15 protein-coding genes are annotated in these 18,180 nt (G+C 41.7%); 7 read left to right on the top strand and 8 right to left on the bottom strand.

All coding sequences use genetic code 11. The features are described 5' to 3' along the window. Positions 1 to 16 precede the first annotated feature (16 nt). Both dnaG and ACTB0Y_RS06610 read right to left on the bottom strand, forming a co-directional pair. Positions 17 to 1,984 carry a DNA primase gene (gene dnaG, locus ACTB0Y_RS06615; RefSeq protein ID WP_463206023.1) on the bottom strand — a complete coding sequence of 656 codons (1,968 nt, stop codon included), beginning with the start codon at positions 1,982 to 1,984 and terminating at the stop codon, positions 17 to 19. 95 nt (positions 1,985 to 2,079) lie between these two features. Next, positions 2,080 to 3,012: an HU domain-containing protein gene (locus ACTB0Y_RS06610; RefSeq protein ID WP_463206022.1), complete on the bottom strand. Its 933-nt coding sequence runs from the start codon at positions 3,010 to 3,012 to the stop codon at positions 2,080 to 2,082. Between the two features lie 173 nt (positions 3,013 to 3,185). On the opposite strand from ACTB0Y_RS06610, the gene pheS reads away from it, so the two are divergent. From pheS to pncA, 7 genes are all read left to right on the top strand, one after another. Beyond that, positions 3,186 to 4,205, top strand: coding sequence for a phenylalanine--tRNA ligase subunit alpha (gene pheS, locus ACTB0Y_RS06605; protein WP_463206021.1), 1,020 nt, complete (start codon positions 3,186 to 3,188; stop codon positions 4,203 to 4,205). Positions 4,206 to 4,391: 186 nt separating this feature from the next. Next, positions 4,392 to 5,087 carry an SIR2 family NAD-dependent protein deacylase gene (locus ACTB0Y_RS06600; protein ID WP_463206020.1) on the top strand — a complete coding sequence of 232 codons (696 nt, stop codon included), beginning with the start codon at positions 4,392 to 4,394 and terminating at the stop codon, positions 5,085 to 5,087. Then, entirely contained in the window at positions 5,077 to 5,706 is a 630-nt protein-coding gene (locus tag ACTB0Y_RS06595) for a porin family protein (RefSeq protein WP_463206019.1), read from the top strand. Before ACTB0Y_RS06600 ends, ACTB0Y_RS06595 begins: the two co-directional genes overlap by 11 nt. A 94-nt stretch (positions 5,707 to 5,800) precedes the next feature. Continuing rightward, positions 5,801 to 6,478 carry a porin family protein gene (locus tag ACTB0Y_RS06590; protein WP_463206018.1) on the top strand — a complete coding sequence of 226 codons (678 nt, stop codon included), beginning with the start codon at positions 5,801 to 5,803 and terminating at the stop codon, positions 6,476 to 6,478. A gap of 151 nt (positions 6,479 to 6,629) precedes the next feature. Beyond that, a complete protein-coding gene (locus ACTB0Y_RS06585; RefSeq protein WP_463206017.1) occupies positions 6,630 to 7,787 on the top strand; it encodes a hypothetical protein in 1,158 nt (385 codons plus the stop codon). Between the two features lie 131 nt (positions 7,788 to 7,918). Beyond that, the gene (locus ACTB0Y_RS06580) at positions 7,919 to 9,328 is read left to right on the top strand and encodes a nicotinate phosphoribosyltransferase (protein ID WP_463206016.1); all 1,410 of its coding nucleotides are present in this window, start codon (positions 7,919 to 7,921) and stop codon (positions 9,326 to 9,328) included. Positions 9,329 to 9,340: 12 nt separating this feature from the next. Continuing rightward, on the top strand, positions 9,341 to 9,946 hold the full coding sequence (gene pncA, locus ACTB0Y_RS06575; RefSeq protein WP_463206015.1) for a bifunctional nicotinamidase/pyrazinamidase: 606 nt from the start codon (positions 9,341 to 9,343) through the stop codon (positions 9,944 to 9,946). A gap of 306 nt (positions 9,947 to 10,252) precedes the next feature. Here the strand turns inward: pncA and ACTB0Y_RS06570 are convergent, their stop codons facing one another. The 6 genes from ACTB0Y_RS06570 to ACTB0Y_RS06545 all read right to left on the bottom strand — a co-directional run bounded on the left by ACTB0Y_RS06570 (position 10,253) and on the right by ACTB0Y_RS06545 (position 17,893). Next, on the bottom strand, positions 10,253 to 13,621 hold the full coding sequence (locus tag ACTB0Y_RS06570) for an efflux RND transporter permease subunit (protein WP_463206014.1): 3,369 nt from the start codon (positions 13,619 to 13,621) through the stop codon (positions 10,253 to 10,255). An 18-nt stretch (positions 13,622 to 13,639) separates the two neighbouring features. Continuing rightward, the gene (locus ACTB0Y_RS06565) at positions 13,640 to 14,755 is read right to left on the bottom strand and encodes an efflux RND transporter periplasmic adaptor subunit (protein WP_463206013.1); all 1,116 of its coding nucleotides are present in this window, start codon (positions 14,753 to 14,755) and stop codon (positions 13,640 to 13,642) included. 29 nt (positions 14,756 to 14,784) lie between these two features. After that, entirely contained in the window at positions 14,785 to 16,227 is a 1,443-nt protein-coding gene (locus tag ACTB0Y_RS06560) for a TolC family protein (protein ID WP_463206012.1), read from the bottom strand. A 9-nt stretch (positions 16,228 to 16,236) separates the two neighbouring features. Further along, positions 16,237 to 16,854: a TetR/AcrR family transcriptional regulator gene (locus ACTB0Y_RS06555; RefSeq protein ID WP_463206011.1), complete on the bottom strand. Its 618-nt coding sequence runs from the start codon at positions 16,852 to 16,854 to the stop codon at positions 16,237 to 16,239. Between the two features lie 507 nt (positions 16,855 to 17,361). Continuing rightward, positions 17,362 to 17,643, bottom strand: a complete 282-nt coding sequence (locus ACTB0Y_RS06550) for a type II toxin-antitoxin system RelE/ParE family toxin (protein WP_463206053.1) — start codon at positions 17,641 to 17,643, stop codon at positions 17,362 to 17,364. 10 nt (positions 17,644 to 17,653) lie between these two features. Then, positions 17,654 to 17,893 carry a hypothetical protein gene (locus tag ACTB0Y_RS06545; RefSeq protein ID WP_463206010.1) on the bottom strand — a complete coding sequence of 80 codons (240 nt, stop codon included), beginning with the start codon at positions 17,891 to 17,893 and terminating at the stop codon, positions 17,654 to 17,656. Positions 17,894 to 18,180 lie beyond the last annotated feature (287 nt).

Raw genomic sequence — 18,180 nt, 5'->3', positions numbered from 1 at the left:
TGTGCTGAGGTTGATATTAGAAAATAACGCGGTTATCGAGTAATCCGGCCAACTGGGTTTTTACTTTACTTAGCCTGGAAAATTCCTGCAGGGTTTCAGCCCGCTCCTCTGCAGGCATTGTTTGGTTATGTTTTAGTTTTTGCATGAGTTCATGTAGCATTTCTTTTATCCGTTGCAGTTTATATTCAATTAGTATTCTTTCAATAAGTCGTGTCAGGTTCGATTCTTCGAAGTTTTTTTCTGGTGCTCTTGTTTCCCAAATCTTGCTTAATTGAATATTACGACTTGTAATATCGACAATGGTTTTTACTATTTCAGGATCTTCATGGTTAAGGAAATATTTTTCATTTACAGCAAAACCCTTTACCTGAAAGTTCATCATTTCATCTAAAATTTTATGATGAAGAGCGTGTGCAAAGGTCAAACCATCGTGGTTGAGATCTTCCAACACAAAATCGGCTACGGAAATCATTTTTGTATCTTCATTAATTTCTTCGTCCTCATCAATTGTTTCAAGATCGGTTAATGCCAGCTCTGTTTCGCCGTGTTCGAGTAAAAGCCAGATTAGCTCACGTTCTGCCTGATGCAGGGTAGGTTCACTTGCTGAAATTAACGAGCGCTCATTAGGTGCAGGTGTAGTGTTTTCTTTGTGAGCTTGCTGTTTATCTTTTTCTTTATAAAAGCGGCGTTTGCGAATTTTGTTCACTTCGTTGTAAAGCGCTTTCTCCTGCATATCGAGCATGCCTGCGGTTTCTTTCAGGTATACAGAGCGTGTAATGCCATCAGGTATTAAGGCAATAGATTTTACAACTTCGCTCACAATTCCTGCTTTTTTAACCGGGTCGTTGCCGGCTTCCCGCAGCAATATATTGGTTTTAAAACGGATAAAATCCGTAGCATTTTTTTCGATGTATTCTTTTACAGCCTGTGCGCCATTCGTTTTTGCAAAACTATCCGGATCTTCCCCTTCGGGAAGCAGGCATATTTTAACGTTCATCTCTTCCTCAAGCACAATATCGATTCCACGCATAGATGCTTTGATGCCGGCGGGGTCGCCATCGTAGAGTATTATTAGGTTGGAAGTAAAACGCTTAATTTGCTTTACCTGGTCGGGCGTGAGTGAAGTACCGGACGAGGCTACTACATTTTGTATCCCCGACTGGCTAAGCGAAATTACATCGGTATACCCTTCTACCAGAATGCATTCATTGAGCCGGGTAATGTCTTTCCTGGCCTGATAAATCCCGTAGAGCACCCGGCTTTTATGATAAATTTCTGATTCTGGCGAATTGAGGTATTTGGCCATCTTGGTATCTTTTCGCATAATGCGACCACCAAAAGCAATGACCTGCCCGCTAAGGCTGTGGATGGGGAACATGACCCGCTCCGCGAAACGGTCAAATTTTCGGTCTTCTTTTACAATGGTTAACCCTGTTTCGCTAAGATAATCTATCTTATACCCTTTGTTGAGAGCGGCATTGGTAAAAGCATCGCGTTTGGCCGGGCTGTAGCCCAGTTCATATTTCCGGATGGTGTTTTCTGTAAAACCGCGTTCTTTGAAATAGCTGAGCCCGATGCGCTTGCCTTCGTCTGTCTCGAAAAGTTGTTTGGCATACCACTCTGAAGCAAAACGGGTTAGTATCAGCATGCTTTCGCGTTGGTCCCGTTTTTTGATGTCTTCCGGAGAGGGTTCTTTTTCCTCTATTTCTATATTGTACCGTTTGGCCAGTTGTTTTAGCCCTTCTACATAACTCAGCCCTTCCTGCTCCATGAGGAAGTTTACTGCATTGCCACCTTTTCCACAACCAAAGCATTTGTAAATGCCTTTTGATGCGCTAACGGTAAACGATGGTGTTTTTTCGTTATGGAATGGACATAAGCCAAGGTAATTTGCCCCGCGTCGCTTGAGCGAAACATAATCACCAATTACATCTACAATATCGATGCTGCTATATATGCGGTCAATGGTTAACTGGTCTATCATTGCAGAAAATCAAACTTCAAAAATGCGTAAATACAAAGATAGCATCTCTGCAGAATATTTAAGTGTAAAAAAGGGGAAAGGATTGAGGTATTTAATTAATTTTTTTGCTTAAACAGCCAGTAGGATTTATTGGTTGTTCTCCTCAGAAAATCAAGTTTTTGCAAGGCTTCATACCGGTCAGTAAATTGCTGGAGCGATACACGAAATTTTCCATCGGCTTCTACAACTTTGGCATTATGGCCATCTTTCACCAATTGGTCGGCTAATACTTGAGCATTTTTGCGTTTATTATAGCTTCCTGCAATAATATGATATTGGTAAGTTGCTTCTTTTTCACTGTAATATAGCGCTTGTTCTTTTTTAGTTGCAATTTCCTCAATATCTGCAGAGTCCTTTGTCAAAGCTTCTTTTTCTGGTTGCGAAATGCCTATGGCCGCTGTTTGACTTCCTTGGTTTTGTTTAAAAAAGTCTGTGCCGAAGGTTAGCACTGCCCCAATAATGAGTATGGGACCGAGCACGGCGGCAATCTTTACCATGGTTTTTTTGCTCATAATTCCCTGGTTTTGATTTATAGGTACCGTTTTCAGTGTATTTGAAGTGCGTATGCTCAGGTCTATTGGCAAATTAACCGGCGTAAGCCCATATGCATCGGCCAAAAGGTTTTGCTCCACATCTGCTCTGAACTGAAATTGTTGGTTCTCATCGAGGTACAATGCCCCCAATCCATCAACAATTACAAGTCCGTCGGTAAGTAAAGTATGCTTGATAGCCTTTGCCTGGTCTGAAAGCCAGGTTGCTGCGGCCTCGTAAGTCAGTTCTCTTTTATGAGCAATATAATTTACCAGTAACCCATCATTGTTGCGCAAAGCATTATTAAAAGCCAGAGATTTGGAAGGAGGGTAAACCATTTCGCGCTGTTCGTCAATAACAGCAGAATGGTATTCTGCCACAAAACCACCCAGGTCTGGCACAATAACGCAATTGTGCAGAAACAATAAATCTGATATGTATTTACTCAATGTCGACATCTGCTTACAAAATTAAGAAATAAACCACGAAGATTAACATATTTTTGACTGTCGTGTATAATTTTCCGGCCAAAGAGGTCAAATATGACGCTAATGAGTCAATTTTCCAATTTGCGCAAGAGATAAAAAACATGTAATTTCGTAGCTTCTTATAAATCATATTAGTGCGCAATATGCTGGAAAAACTAGAACAGATCAAGAAAGAGGCAGAGGCCTTTGTGGTCAATTCGGAAGAAGAAATTGAAGCTTTCCGGATTCAGTATTTAGGTAAGAAAGGTAAAATGAATGAAGTTTTTGCCGAGTTTAAAAAGGTTCCAAATGAACAAAAAAGAGAGCTGGGTAAAAAGATCAACGAGATAAAAACTTTTTTACAGGAAAAAATCGACCGTTTTCATCAGGAACTGCAAAAGCAGCCTGAAGAGGCCAGCGGTGACGATTTAACTTTACCTGGCGATCCCGTGAAATGGGGTACACGACACCCGCTTTCAATTGTAAGGCGCGAAATTATCGATATCTTTAGCCGGCTGGGCTACGTGGTTGCTGATGGACCCGAAATCGAAGATGATCACCACGTTTTTGGCGCGCTGAATTTTCCTGAAGAACACCCGGCAAGAGATATGCAGGATACCTTTTTTATTGAGAAACAACCTGATGTGTTGCTGCGCACGCACACTTCTTCAATTCAGGTGCGTACCATGGAACAAAACGATCCGCCCATCAGGGTTATTTGCCCGGGCCGCGTGTTCCGCAACGAAGCTATTTCTGCCAGGGCACATTGTATTTTCCATCAGATTGAAGGGTTGTACATCGCTAAAGATGTATCGTTTGCCGACCTGAAACAAACCTTACTTTATTTTGCCCGTGAAATGTTTGGAGCCGATACCCAAATAAGACTCCGCCCATCATACTTTCCATTCACTGAACCATCGGCTGAAATGGATGTGAGCTGTACCATTTGTGGTGGCAAAGGCTGTAATGTGTGCAAATATACAGGCTGGCTCGAAATTATGGGCTGTGGTATGGTTGACCCAAACGTGCTGGAAAGTTCTGACATAGACCCTGAAGTATACTCCGGTTTTGCTTTCGGTATGGGCATTGAACGTATTGCAATGCTCAAATATCAGGTAAAAGATCTGCGGTATTATTTTGAAAACGATGTGCGCTTCCTGGCCCAGTTCGAGAATGAAGTATAAGTAAGTAATGGCGCGTTTGCAGATTTCAGGTGAGCAGTTTGTGCCTTTACCATAGTATTCCTAACAGTTTTACCAACCTTGTTCGCTGGGATGCTTTGCATGTTAAATCTACACATGAAGCGGAATTTTTTGGGTTTTGATGTCTGGTTATTGGATTTTTTTTACCTTTAAACCAAAAGGTTTTTTATGTCTAAAAAGCTTGTTATATTAACGGGTGCCGGCATGAGTGCTGAAAGTGGAATACGCACTTTTCGCGACAAAGATGGTTGGTGGCAAAATCATAATCCCATGGAGCTGGCTTCGCCCGAAGCATTTGAAAACGATCCGCAACTGGTCCTCGATTTTTATAACTATCGCCGCAAAAAAGTTATAGAAGCAAAACCCAATGATGGGCACAAAGGCCTGGTTGAGTTAGAACAATATTTTGATGTGCAAATTGTAACGCAAAATGTAGATGACCTGCACGAAAGGGCAGGGAGCTCTGATGTCTTGCACTTACATGGAGAAATTCGTAAGGCCCGCTCTACCCGGGACCCCTGGCTGGTATACGATATCGAAGGTAGCGAACTGAACCTGGGAGATAAATGCGAAAAAGACAGCCAGCTGAGGCCACACGTGGTCTGGTTTGGTGAAGCTGTTCCGGCAATTGAGGAAGCAGCCAATATTGTGGCACATGCCGATATTTTTGTGATCATTGGCACAGCTTTGGCAGTGTATCCGGCAGCCGGTTTAACGAATTATCTCAGACCAGGAGTGCCGGTTTATGTGATAAATCCGGATGCGGCACACGAAAATTTTTCTTCTCAAATTGAATTCATTGAAACAGGAGCTGTTGAAGGTGTTAAAATACTCCAAAAAAAGCTGAAGTCTTATGTGGAATAAATTACATTTAGTTTTTGTATTGCTGCTTATTGGAAGTGCAGCCAATGCACAGTTAGCCAACTTTAAAGGAGGTCTGGAAGCAGGCGTAATGGGCACCCAGGTTGATGGCGATACCCTAAGCGGCTACGACAAAGCAGGATTAAGAGTGGGTGGTTTCATTGAAAAACCTATTTCTGAAAAATTCAGCGTGCAATTTGGGATGCTTTACACCCAAAAAGGCAGCCAGGGAGAAAAAAATCTAAACGATCCATTCTCATTTTATGAAATTAACCTCCACTATGTTGATATGCCGCTTACTGCAAGGTATTACCACAAGTCGGGTGTGTTTGGTGAAGGTGGTCTGGCATTGGGCTATTTGTTCAAGCAAAAAGAAGAAGGATACAATTCGGCAAATCAAAGGATAGTTGATCCATCGCCGGGTTTTAACAAATTTGAATTGAGCTGGCACCTGGGAATAGGGTATGAACTATTTCCTTATACTTCTGTGCATGCACAATTTGCCTATTCCTTACTCAAAATAAGAGGGAAATACGATTCTGACATTCCGGGCGTTTATGCCGGGCAGTACAATAATACACTGATGGTGGCATTACAGATTTACCTCGGAGAGCGAAATTAATAAATCTCAAACCACATATAATATCCATTAATAAAGCATCGTTTTGTTAGAGAGGGAAATAAAGTTTAATCAGAATAAAAAAAAACACCAACCTGTGAAAAAATTTGCATTATTTTTAATCGGGGTAATTGTTTTTGGCCTCACAACCGAAGCACAGATAAAGTATGGTCTTCGGGGAGGTATAAGTTCTTCGCAACTTACCCTCGACGATGCAATGGAAGTTGCCACATCCGATGAGAATAATGTCAGCTTGAAGGTGCAGGCTAAAAATGCAAAAGTTGGTTTTCATTTTGGCGGAATGATGCAGGTTACATTGGCAAATATCTATATTCAACCTGAATTACTTTTTGTTTCTACGGGTGGTGAGGTTCTGGTAACAAAAATAAGTAATGATGGTCAGGTACTCGGTTCAACATTGGCCGCTCAACGATTTATGAAGTTGGATATTCCGCTTGTTGCCGGCTGGAAATTAGGACCTGCACGTTTGGGACTTGGGCCTATGGCTTCTTTTTATTTGAGTAGCAACGACGAATTGAAAGAAATTATTGAAGATGAGGTTGGTGGCGGAGCGGCAGCTGAAGAAAAATTCACGACTGCAACATGGGCGCTGCAACTCGATGCGGGTTTAAATATGTTTGGTAAAATTGCGCTTGACGTTAAATACGAAATTGGACTTAGTAAGCTGGGGTCTGGCGTTGAAATTGATGAAACAAGCTATAATTTTATTCAGCGAAATAATCAACTGATTTTCAGTGTAGGTTATATGTTTTAGCATTTGCTGCTATGTTTTTCACGGGCTGTTTTTATCAGAAGACAGCCTTTGTGTTTCTACTTTTCTGTGAGTTTATTAAATTTGTGCATTACGTTGTATCTGTCAGCATACAATTTATATTATTCTATTAGCTGATAAAAAATATAGCACCATGCAGATTAAACCGGTCAATGATTCAAATACAGAAAATTGCTTTCTGAATGTTCCCAGAAAAATTTATACTGACGATCCCAACTGGATTTGTCCATTAGATAATGAAATAAAGGACATTTTTATTCCATCGCACAATAAAAAGCTGGAGTATGGAGAAGCACAGCGTTGGCTATTAACCACCGATAGTGGAGATTTAATTGGCCGTATAGCTGCATTTTACGATAAAAGAAGAGCCTTTAAAGAAAAACCTTATGCCGGTGGTACAGGGTTTTTTGAATGTATTGACGATTTTAAGGCTGCGCACATGCTCTTCGATACGGCTAAGCAATGGTTAGCCGAAAAAGGTATGGAGGCCATGGATGGGCCCATAAATTTTGGTGAAAATTATGTACATCAGGGGCTTTTGGTTGATGGTTTTATGCCGCAGGGTTACGGTATGCCATACAATAAACCTTATTACCGGCAGCTTTTCGAAGAATACGGTTTTCGCACCTATTTTGAAATGTATTCCTATCATTTAGACCTCACTAAACCACTTCCGGAGCGACAGGTGAAATTTGCCAGGCATATTGCTTCAAAAGAAGAATACAGATTTGAGTATTTTAAATTTAAGAACCACGAAAAATATCTCAAAGATATTGTAACTATTTACAATGAAGTATGGTCGCACTTTCACGACGATTATATTCCGCTGGAGTATGATGAAATTGAAAAAATGATGATGGAAGCTAAACCAATAATACGTGAAGAATTTATCTGGTTTATATATCACCATGACAAACCCATAGGCATGTTAATTACTTTCCCGGATATCAATCAGGTTTTAAAAAAACTCAATGGGAAACTTGATTTCGTAGGTAAATTAAAGTTTTTATGGGCAAAAGCCACGACGCGTATAACCAGGGCAAGAATACTCATAGCCGGTGTAATTCCGGAATACCAAAAGAGCGGTATAATAGGAGCAGGGTATATTAAGCATGTCGATGAGCTCAGAAAACACGGAATTAAAGAAATTGAAAGCTCCTGGATAGGAGATTACAACAAAACAGTAAATAAAGTGTATAGCATAGTCGGTGCAAAAAGAGTCAAAACTCACATTACTTACCGCTATCTTTTTGACCAGGAAGCCACCTTTAAAAGGTTCATGTCTGAATAGACCACGAAAAGAATTATATACCTCGTTTTTTGTAAAACTCTTATCGCTATCAACTTGTTAAATAGACAAGGGCAGGGGTACAGGCCTTTGATTCCTTAAATTTATTGATAAAACGAGATAAAAACCACCTCATGTTAACTTATTCTGCGACATATACCGACCAATATCAAATTACCATGGCGGAGGTATATTTTCTGAAAAACCGCCATAAGAAAAAAGCTGTGTTTGATTATTTTTTCAGAAAGTCACCTTTTAACTCGGGGTATACCGTATTTGCAGGTTTAGATACGTTACTTGATATACTCGAAAATTTTAGTTTCACAGATGATGACATAGATTTTCTGCGCAAACAAAATCTCAATGAAGATTTCCTTGAATTTTTAAAAGATTACCGCTTTTCCGGAAATGTGTATAGCATGAAAGAGGGAGAAGTTGTATTCCCGACCGAGCCCGTTTTAACGGTGGAGGCCGATATGTTGGATGCTCAACTAACAGAAAGCATCTTGCTTAACGTGCTGAATTTTCAATCGTTGATTGCTACTAAAGCTGCACGTATGCGCCAGGTGGCAGGAGACCGTGGTTTGGTGGATTTTGGTTTGAGGAGAGCACAAAGCGCAGGTGCCTACCATGCTGCCAGAGCTGCTGTTGTGGGTGGATTTGATGCTACAAGCAATGTAATGGCAGGGAAAGATTTTAATATTCCTGTATCTGGCACCATGGCACACTCGCTGATACAAAGTTATGAGGATGAACTAACAGCTTTCAGGCATTTTGCCGAAATCAGGCCGCACGATTGCGTTTTGCTGGTAGACACCTATAACACACTCAAAAGCGGAATGCCCAACGCCATTAAGGTGGCCAAAGAAATGGAGGCTAAGGGTGAAAAATTAAAAGGGATACGACTCGACAGCGGTGACCTGGCATTTTTGTCGCGTAAAGCCCGCGAAATGCTCAATGAAGCAGGCCTCGATTATGTAAAAATTGCTGCTTCCAATCAGCTCGATGAATGCCTGATTAAAAGCCTGAACGATCAGGGCGCACAAATTGATCTTTTCGGAGTTGGTACAAGCCTGGTTACAGGCCAGCCAGACGGCGCCCTCGACGGCGTTTTTAAATTGGCGGCCTACGACAACGAACCTCGCATTAAAATATCGGAATCTACGGCTAAAATTACTTTACCGGGTCAAAAGCAGGTATTGCGCATGACTGATGCTGACGGGACATTTACCGGAGCTGATGTAGTTTGCCTGAACTCAGAAGAGCAACCTGAACGCATGTTTCACCCATTCGATAAACTGAAATCGATGCGTGTGAAAGACTTCCTGAAAGAAGATTTAATGCAACCCGTAATGAAAGCAGGCAGGAGGCTCGAAGCACCAAAAGAACTGGTTTCTATACAGGAATATGTGCGCCAAAGAATTGCAAAACTGCCCGGTGAATACAAAAGATTTGAGAACCCGCATATTTACAAAGTTGGATTGAGCGAGCAACTCAACGGTTTAAGGAACACGCTGATCCAGGAACATTTGGATAACCTATAAAATGATTTAGCTATGAAAACTTTAATTATAGTAGATACGCAATACGATTTCATGCCCGGTGGAGCATTGGCTGTAGCCAAGGGAGACGCCATTGTGCCGGTAATAAACAAAATGTTGCCCGAATTTGATTTGGTGGTGGCTACACAGGATTGGCATCCGGCCAATCATAAGAGCTTTGCATCAAACCATCCGGGGAAAAACACGTTCGACAAAATTGATTTGCACGGAACTGAGCAGGTGCTATGGCCCGATCACTGTGTGCAGGGAACCAAAGGCGCTGAATTGCATCATGACCTGGATAATGAGGCCATCACGGCCATTTTTCGCAAAGGCATGAATCCTGAAATTGACAGTTACAGTGCTTTTAATGACAATAGCAAGCAAAGTCCAACGGGTCTGGCCGGCTACCTCCGCGAAAAAGGAGCTGACGATTTATACTTTTGTGGTTTGGCAGCTGATATTTGTGTATACTTCACACTTACCGATGCCCTGGAAGAAGGGTTTAAAGTCACCCTTATTGATGATGCCACGCGGCCGCTGGACAAGAAAGCGTATGAAAAACAGAAGCAGGATTTAGCATCGAAGAGAGTTGCAATAATATCGAGCCAGGAGCTCTAGTGTCATGTCATGCTTGAAATGACGGGTAAGTTGAAGAAGTTTTCATTTTTAGCAAGGCAAAAAATGTGCGCATAGCAGCGTTCTGTAAGCATTTTTTAACGCAGATAAAAATGAAAAGAACAATACTTGGCCCGTCAGATTAAGCTTGACTTGACACTAGTTTAAAACACAACCGGAAATATGTACAGCCTGCAAACCTGCTGCGTTTCTTGCTTTTTTTCGGGTTTCTCCAAAAAATCATAAAAAAAAGTGAGAGCCTCACTTAAAGCGGGACTCTCACCAAATAAATGTTCTTATTTTACTTTATCAGGCTCTTGTTAAAGCTTTGTGTACTTTTCGGCGTTCTTTGCGTATTTTGGCTACATACCACATAAAATACATGGCTGGTACAACTACAAGCGTCAGGAAGGTTGCAAACGCCAGCCCGAAAATGATGGTCCAGGCCAGTGGGCCCCAAAACACAGAACTCATACCGCCGAAGAAAATATTTGGATCCAGACTTTCGAACAACGACGCAAAATCGATATTCATGCCGATAGCAAGCGGCAGCAATCCAAAAATTGTAGAGGCTGCTGTGAGCAATACCGGTGTCAAACGCACCCGGCCAGCCTCAATAATTTTTTCACGCACTTTTGCTTCTTTGGGTTTACTGTTGATAGCTACATCAGCATAATCGATTAAGATAATGGCATTTTTAACCACAATACCTGCCACAGCGATAATTCCCATTCCCGTTAGAATTACGGAAATATCAATATTGAATATGATAAATCCCAGCAGCACACCGATGATACTGAAAAGCACCTGCACCAAAATAATCAGTGGTTTTGTGATGGAATTAAACTGTGTAACCAGAATAATAAAAATTAAACCTACTGCAAGGAACAGAGCTAAACTCAGGAATGATGCACTTTCCTGCTGGTCTTCCTGTTCGCCGGTAAATTCCCAGCTATACCCTTCCGGCATATCGTAATTGGCCAGTGATTTTCTTAGTTGTTGAACTATTTCATTGGCATTGTATCCGTCCAAAATGTTGGATGACAGCGTAATTACCCGCTCATAATCTTTGCGGATGATGCCACCATATGATGATTCATATTTTACATCGACCACGGAAGAAATAGGTACATTGTTGACCTTCCTGCCATTGGCCGCCGGCACAATGAGTGTTTGGTCCATAAGCGCCTGAATGTTGTCGCGATATGTTTTGTCGAGCCGCACCATAATGGGGTATTCATCTTCGCCTTCACGGAACTTCGACACTTCACTACCATAGATTGCTGTACGCAGGGTAGACCCGATATAGGCTGTGCTTAATCCCAGCTCACGCGCTTTACGGCGGTTAATGTTAACCAGAATTTCCGGCTTGCTTACCTCCATGTCGGATTTTAGCTCCTCAATACCTTCAATTTTCAGGGTATCGACGATGTAGCTCTGGATATTTTCTGAAAGTTCTACCAGTTTATCAATATCTTCACCTGCAATTTCAAGGTTAATGGGTTTTCCGGTGGGAGGCCCCATGTCTTCTACATCGACAATAATTTCTGTGCCGGGGATTCCTTCCAGTGCTTCACGGAATTGATTGACATAAATTTCTGTGTGTGGACCTGTACGGTCTTCATAATCGACAAAACCTACGGTAACTTTGGCCAGTTTAGCCTGGGTTGTGCGTTCAAATACATCCTGTCCGGCATTTGTGGCCACGTTAGAGATGACGTAATCTACATCGGGATTGTCTTTACCTAATGTCTCCATTACCCGGTTTTCAATGATATAGGTCACACTGTCGGTCTGCTCAATATCGGTGCCTGAAGGCATGGAAAGGTATACCATAACTTTGTCCGGGTCTTTGTTTTCCGGGAACAAAACTACTTTAGGTCCGAATTTTCCGGTAAGGAAAATGGTAATGAACAGTAAGGCTACTGTTGATGCCACAATGATGTAGGCTCCACGGCCTTTTAGCAAGAAACGCAACGTGGATTGATAACTGCGCATCATCCTTGGAATAATCCGTTTTTGGAATTTGTCGATAAGGCCCTCAAGTACATAGCGTACCAATAAGAATAAAAGGACGGCAGCAATAATCAGGTTAGCGGTCATGGGCCAGCCTATTAAGTGCAATAAGATTCCTGCTCCAGCACCTGAAGCTGTAAAAATAATGTTCTTTTTGTGGTTAACTTTTCGTTTCTGGTCGCCACGGTAACGCATAAATGTTACTGCGAATACCGGGTTCATGGTATAGGCCACAAGCATTGATGCTGCCAGCGTGATGATAATGGTTACCGGAATGTACATCATAAATTGCCCCATAATTCCTGTCCAGAAAATGAGTGGGAAGAATGGGGCCATGGTGGTTAGGGTACCTGAAAAAACAGGAATGGCTACTTCTCCCACACCGCGTTTTACGGCAGGTGCAATGGGCAGGTTGGGTGTGTTCATATAGTGCCGGTAAATATTCTCGACCACCACAATGGAGTTGTCTACCACAATACCCAAAACAAGTATGAGTGCCATCAGCACAACCATGTTAAGCGTAAAGTCAGCTACGGGCAGGAATATAAATGCCACGAGCATCGATAGCGGGATGGCGACTGCTACAAATAAGGCATTGTCTACACCCATGAAAAACATCAGTACGACCACCACAACCAAAAATCCAAGAATAATGGTATTGAAAAGGTTGCTCACATTATTGCGTGTCATATCACTTTGGTCGCCTGTGGGAGTAATTTCGAGGTTTTGAGGAGCCCTCTCTTCAAAATCGGCCAACATTACTTTGATTTTATCAATGGCCCGAATGAGGTTTTTCCCCGATTTTTTAATTACGTTCAATGTAATAACGTCATCCTGGTTAAGGCGGGCATAGTCTTCTCTGTCCTCATAACCATCTACTACAGATGCTACATCTTTTAGGAACAAACCATCGCGTAGTACGATATTTTCGATTTCTTTTACATCCTGAAATTCACCTACGACGCGCATTGTACGTTCCATACCACCAACATCTACCTGACCACCAGAAATGGTCATGTTTTCCTGTGCAACGGCTTCTCCAATGGTTTGGAATGTAACCCCGGCTGCCTGCATTTTGTAGAGGTCTACATTAATTTGAATTTCACGGTTCAAAGCTCCTACAATATCAACGCGTGTTATTTCTTCCATTCCTTCAATATCGTCTTGCAGCTCTTCGGCCAGGTCTTTAATGCGCACTAAACTCAGGTCTCCTGATAGGTTTATGTTCAGTATGGGGAATTCCGATAAATCAATTTCGGTAACTTCAGGGTCATCAAGCAGGTTGTCGGGCAAATCTGGTTTGGCTTTGTCAACAGCATCTTTCACATCCTGACTTGCTTTTTGCTGGTCCACATTGGTTTCAAATTCAATTACGACGAGAGAAACGTCCTGCAGTGATTTACTGGTCAGGTTTTTTATTCCATTGATACTTTTGAGTTGTTTTTCAAGTGGTCTTGTAACCAGGTTTTCCATATCGGAGGGTGAGGTGCCCGGGTATATCGTATTTACCATGAAATAGGGGAATACCACCTCGGGAAACTGCTCTTTGGGTGTGCTTTGATAGGCCCATATTCCCGAGATAATCATCAGTACCGTGAAAAAATAGACGGTAATACGGTTATCGACGGCAAAATTAGTGAGTTTAAAACTTCTATTACTCATAATTAATGGTTTAAGGGTTTATTGTTCAAGGGTAATTACCTGTCCATTGGCTACATCCTGGTAGCCGGAAGTAATGATTTTGTCTCCGGCATTTACACCGCTTAATATTTCGGCTTTCCCTTTATAGTTTTTGTTCACTTTTACGGAGCGACGTTCTGCAATCCATTTATCACCCTGTTTTTTGGCTACGAACAGAAATTCACCCTCATTGTCGGTCTGTACCACATTTACCGGTACTGTTATGGCATTGCGGTTTGTATAGTCATTAACTGTAACTACAGCCAGCATGTTGGGCATAATATCCAGGTTATGCGGCGGACGAATGTCGATACCAAAAGTACGGTTGCCGGCGTCAATGGCGCGGGCAACAGCAAAAATCGGACTTTCGAAATCGGTATTCAGAGATGGAATGCTTACCATAGCGGTATCGCCCTGGGTTACCTGTTCAAAATAGGACTCGGAAAGGTTGGCCTTAATTTTTAATTTTCCGGTTCCTACAACGCGAATTCCGGATTTGCCGGCAGCTGCCATCTCACCTTCTTTAATCAAAATTTCGTCGACCATTCCATTTATTGGAGACTCTATGCGGGTCATTTCCAATTGCTTTTGCAATACATGTAGTTGCTTTTCGGCCGATTCTTTATTGGTTTTGGCCTGCAGATATTCAATTTCGGAACCGATTTCTTTTTCCCACAAACGTTTCTGCCTTTTATACACGGTAGTGGCCAGTTCAAGGTTGGTTTCGAGCTGTGCAATTTGTCGCTGAATGATTTCATCATCAATTTTGGCCATTAATTGTCCTTTTTTGACCATTTGCCCTTCTTTTACCAACACATCTGTTAAAATGCCAGGTTGTTCTGCAGGAACAAAAATATTATTGTCGCTTTCAACGCTGCCTTTTACTTCAACATAATGGCGGAATATGACCGGATTTACCTCCCTGATATTCACATAGGTTTTATTTACGTGCTTTTTTAATTCACCACTTTGAGACAATTCTTTCTCAAGGTTTGTGATTTTGGCATTTAGCTGATCACGCTCAGCTTTCAGGTCTCTGAGTTGAGCATTTTTATCTTTTGTACATGCTGTTGTGGCCAGCACAATTGTAGTCAGAATGATTAATAGTTTATTCATCGCTGTAAATTTTTATGGTGGTTTTAAGGTTAATTGTTTATAGGTTGATACTGATGCGAGAGCTTATCCAGGCTTGTTTTAGCTTCAATTAATTTCATAATAGATTGAAAATAGTTGCTTTGTGCCTGCAAATATTGACTTTGAGCCTGAGATAGGTCGAAACTGGTCGAAACGCCCTCTTTATATTTCATCTGTGTTTTTTCATAAATACGTTTGGCTAAATCCATGTTCGATTTATTATTGTCGTAGGTGTTTAGCGCTGTTAAATATTGATTCAGGGTGTTCCTGTATTGTATCTTTAATCCGTTGGCGGCATTGGCTTTATCGTGCCGGGTTTGCTCCAGTTCAATTTCCCGTTGCTTAAGTTTCGACATGCGTCCCCAGCTGGTAAAAATAGGTATTTCGACATTGACTCCCACTACATCGGGGGGTTGCAGGTTAAATGCTTTGTCGTTAAAATTTTCCTGGTGGTTGTAAAATGCAGCGACTGTGGGCAGAAACTCGGCTTTTACATTTTTTACGTCCAGCTCTTTTAACTTTTCCTGGGTTTCGAGTAATTGATAGTTGATGTTTTGGGTTACATCGAAGTCGAAATCTTTGGCAGTGGTTACATTTTTTTTGGTCATCACCGCATCGAGGTCGTCGGCAAGTTGCAGCTGGTGTTCCAGGTCCATGCCAAGCGAGAGTTTAAGCATCTCTTTGGCTATTTTTGTCTGTAACTCAAGATTTTTTTTGTTGGTTTCAATGCTTGCCGCTGTAAGGCGTAATTGGTCCACGTCTGTATTTTCTACAAAACCTTCTTCATACATTGCCTCCATTTCTTTTATGCTTTCCTGTGTGGCCTTGAGTATTTCATCCAGTACCTGCATGCTCTCTTTGGCAATGAGCACACCGGTATATGCATTGGTCACGGTCTCTTTTAAATCGACAATGGATTGTTGCTCCATGTATTTGGATAGTTGTTTGTAGGTTTTGGAAGCCTGCAAACCCACAATATAAGAACCGTTAAAAATGAGCTGCGAGACCGAAACGTCGAGTGTTGCTGTGGTTCGCAGGTCGTCTGTTGAAGCAGATTCTCCTCCTCCGTCTGAAGGACCTTGCGGAACAGCATTCGGGTCCAGCAGACCGGCATTGACCAATGCTGTTGAATTCGTACCTATGGCCTGGTAAATTGGTTCAAACATGTCACCCAGGCTGGAAAATTGCTCCAACGCGTCAGGTACGGTGAGCATGTAAGAGTATGCTGCTGAGGCCGATACTTGCGGTAGCCCAATAGCGGTGGTTTCCCATACTTTCTTTTTGGCTTTCAGTACTTCCAGTTCCGCTTTTTGCACATCGTGGTTGTGCTCCAGCGCATAATCGATCGCCTGCTGGAGCGACATTACACTGTCGGTGGCCTGAGATGCTTCATTTTGAGCCCATCCCAAAACAGAAAACAGCATAATGACTGGTAAAACAATTAATTTTCTCATGGTTTTAGGTTATTTAAAATGGTAATCTTTTTTGCGTTTTTCGAAATATTCAATCCCTTTTTGATTGGCTATGCCCCGCACATGGTTTTCGAACATAGTTTCAAAAATTATTTCAAAGGTGATGTTGTTTTTACTGAAGAAATCCGGATCGTGCATATCTTCAACTTTATTGATGTAGAGCGTTGCCACAACTTCCGGGTTTATTTCTTTGCGGTAAAGTCCTTGCTTCATGCCCTGTTTAAGATTTTGGTAAACCGCATTGTAGGCAAATTTTTGTGATTGCTTCATATGCTTACGAAAAATTTCCGGGTAGTATTTTTGTAGATCAAATGATACCGCCGGAGTAAAGAGTTCCATCTCTTCGTTTATTAACTGGCTCATTTCAAGCAGGGCATCAATGGCATTTGTGCCTTTTTTCGTTACTTTTTCAAGTAAAGCTACCTGGCGCTGAGAGGAATAATCTAAAATTTTTTCTACCAGCTCGTTTTTGTTGCTTACGTATTGATAAAGTGTTTTTTTCGACACTCCCAGCCCACGAGCAATGTCTTCCATCGAGACACTCCTTACGCCATATTGCCTGAAGAGGCGTGCTGATTCGACTATTATTTCTTCTAATTTGTCATGCATAGACTAACACTTAAGAAACGTTTTACCCATTGAAAGTTTCCGCTGGGTTCTGGGTATTCAATTTTCGGGCCAAAAATTACCGGGTGACAGGAATTTATTGTTAAGCAAAAGTTATGAAGTTGATTTGATGAGGTACGGGCTGGAAAAAACCCGCAGCGGCAGGCTCGCATCAAGCGAGACCGCCGCCTGCCTACGCGCCATGCTGCATCTCCGGTTTTACGATAAATTATAGTCAAAGACGCCACCACGATTCGATGGCTGGGCAGGTAATTTCGTTTAATTTGCCGTATATGACCGTTTCGTATAAAACCCGCACCGGTCGAGTGTTGGCGGTTCACATCGCGAACGGATTGCAAATCCGCTCGATCGGATTGCACCGTCCAGGCGTAGGAGGTTCTTCCGCCAGTTGTGAGATTAGTGAAGAGCGCCGGCGATGAAAAAAACAAAATAGGAGACCAACCCGGAGACGGGCTCCCATTAGTCGTCACAATTCAAAATTCAAGTATTTTATATATTGGTTTTTTGGGGATTCTGATAATTGTTCCAAAAACGAAGAAGCTCAACAGAATGCTCCTCATAAACTTTATAGAACAATGTGATTTGAGGGGTAAGTACCACACGCCTAATATTTGGCCGATTTGTTTTTTGAAACCCAAATTGATCCGTTTCCAGTATTTCAATTGTATTGCGAACAGCATCAATGAAGTTTTGTGCTACTGTCTCATTCCAGCTTTTTAATAAGTAATCTATGTTTTTATAGTAGTCTAAACGTGCATACTTATTCCATATGATCTTTCTCTCATTTGATATTGAAGTTGGGATATTTTGCTTTTGCTTCTGCTACAATATCGTCATGTGTATATTTGTGACCTGTTGCTTCTTCGGCTTCTTGTATTGCTTTTTCTTCTCCATGCGATAATGTATAATCTTTTGTAGTATCCAAAAAATCTTTGATGTGAACGTAAAAAGCAAAAAGTTCCTTTTCAGATAAACTGTCAATTCTTCGAAATAATTCCAATTTTAATTCAGCGATCTGCATTTTTATTGTCTTTAAGTTTATTCAAATATAACGTATTTCGTTGCTTATTGGTTAACCGATAATTCGTTTTTTTTTAATCTTAAATTGAAAACGTTTCAATGCGATCAGCAGGTTAGTGGTAAAACCGTTCGACCCTCCCAGGGTAGTGGGAATCGAAACAGTAGTTCGTTGAGTTGCTCTTAGCGTTTGGATTGTGTGAATCGAAACGAACGGCCATTTCGATGCCCACAGTCCGACGCATTGGCAACTCAATGGCCTGCGGTACAATAAGGTTTTCCATATTGATC

It is taken from the genome of Salinivirga sp., assembly GCF_055145285.1.
The sequence above is the reverse complement of the archived record's forward strand: the minus strand, read 5'-3'. Positions and strand labels throughout refer to the sequence as shown.

Excerpts from the sequence above, each read along its gene's own strand:
- ACTB0Y_RS06585 (WP_463206017.1), top strand. The coding sequence starts at position 6,630 with ATGCAGATTAAACCGGTCAATGATTCAAATACAGAAAATTGCTTTCTG.
- ACTB0Y_RS06555 (WP_463206011.1), bottom strand. The coding sequence starts at position 16,854 with ATGCATGACAAATTAGAAGAAATAATAGTCGAATCAGCACGCCTCTTC.
- dnaG (WP_463206023.1), bottom strand. The coding sequence starts at position 1,984 with ATGATAGACCAGTTAACCATTGACCGCATATATAGCAGCATCGATATT.
- ACTB0Y_RS06560 (WP_463206012.1), bottom strand. The coding sequence starts at position 16,227 with ATGAGAAAATTAATTGTTTTACCAGTCATTATGCTGTTTTCTGTTTTG.
- ACTB0Y_RS06545 (WP_463206010.1), bottom strand. The coding sequence starts at position 17,893 with ATGCAGATCGCTGAATTAAAATTGGAATTATTTCGAAGAATTGACAGT.
- ACTB0Y_RS06565 (WP_463206013.1), bottom strand. The coding sequence starts at position 14,755 with ATGAATAAACTATTAATCATTCTGACTACAATTGTGCTGGCCACAACA.
- ACTB0Y_RS06580 (WP_463206016.1), top strand. The coding sequence starts at position 7,919 with ATGTTAACTTATTCTGCGACATATACCGACCAATATCAAATTACCATG.
- ACTB0Y_RS06610 (WP_463206022.1), bottom strand. The coding sequence starts at position 3,012 with ATGTCGACATTGAGTAAATACATATCAGATTTATTGTTTCTGCACAAT.
- ACTB0Y_RS06570 (WP_463206014.1), bottom strand. The coding sequence starts at position 13,621 with ATGAGTAATAGAAGTTTTAAACTCACTAATTTTGCCGTCGATAACCGT.
- ACTB0Y_RS06595 (WP_463206019.1), top strand. The coding sequence starts at position 5,077 with ATGTGGAATAAATTACATTTAGTTTTTGTATTGCTGCTTATTGGAAGT.
- pncA (WP_463206015.1), top strand. The coding sequence starts at position 9,341 with ATGAAAACTTTAATTATAGTAGATACGCAATACGATTTCATGCCCGGT.
- ACTB0Y_RS06600 (WP_463206020.1), top strand. The coding sequence starts at position 4,392 with ATGTCTAAAAAGCTTGTTATATTAACGGGTGCCGGCATGAGTGCTGAA.
- pheS (WP_463206021.1), top strand. The coding sequence starts at position 3,186 with ATGCTGGAAAAACTAGAACAGATCAAGAAAGAGGCAGAGGCCTTTGTG.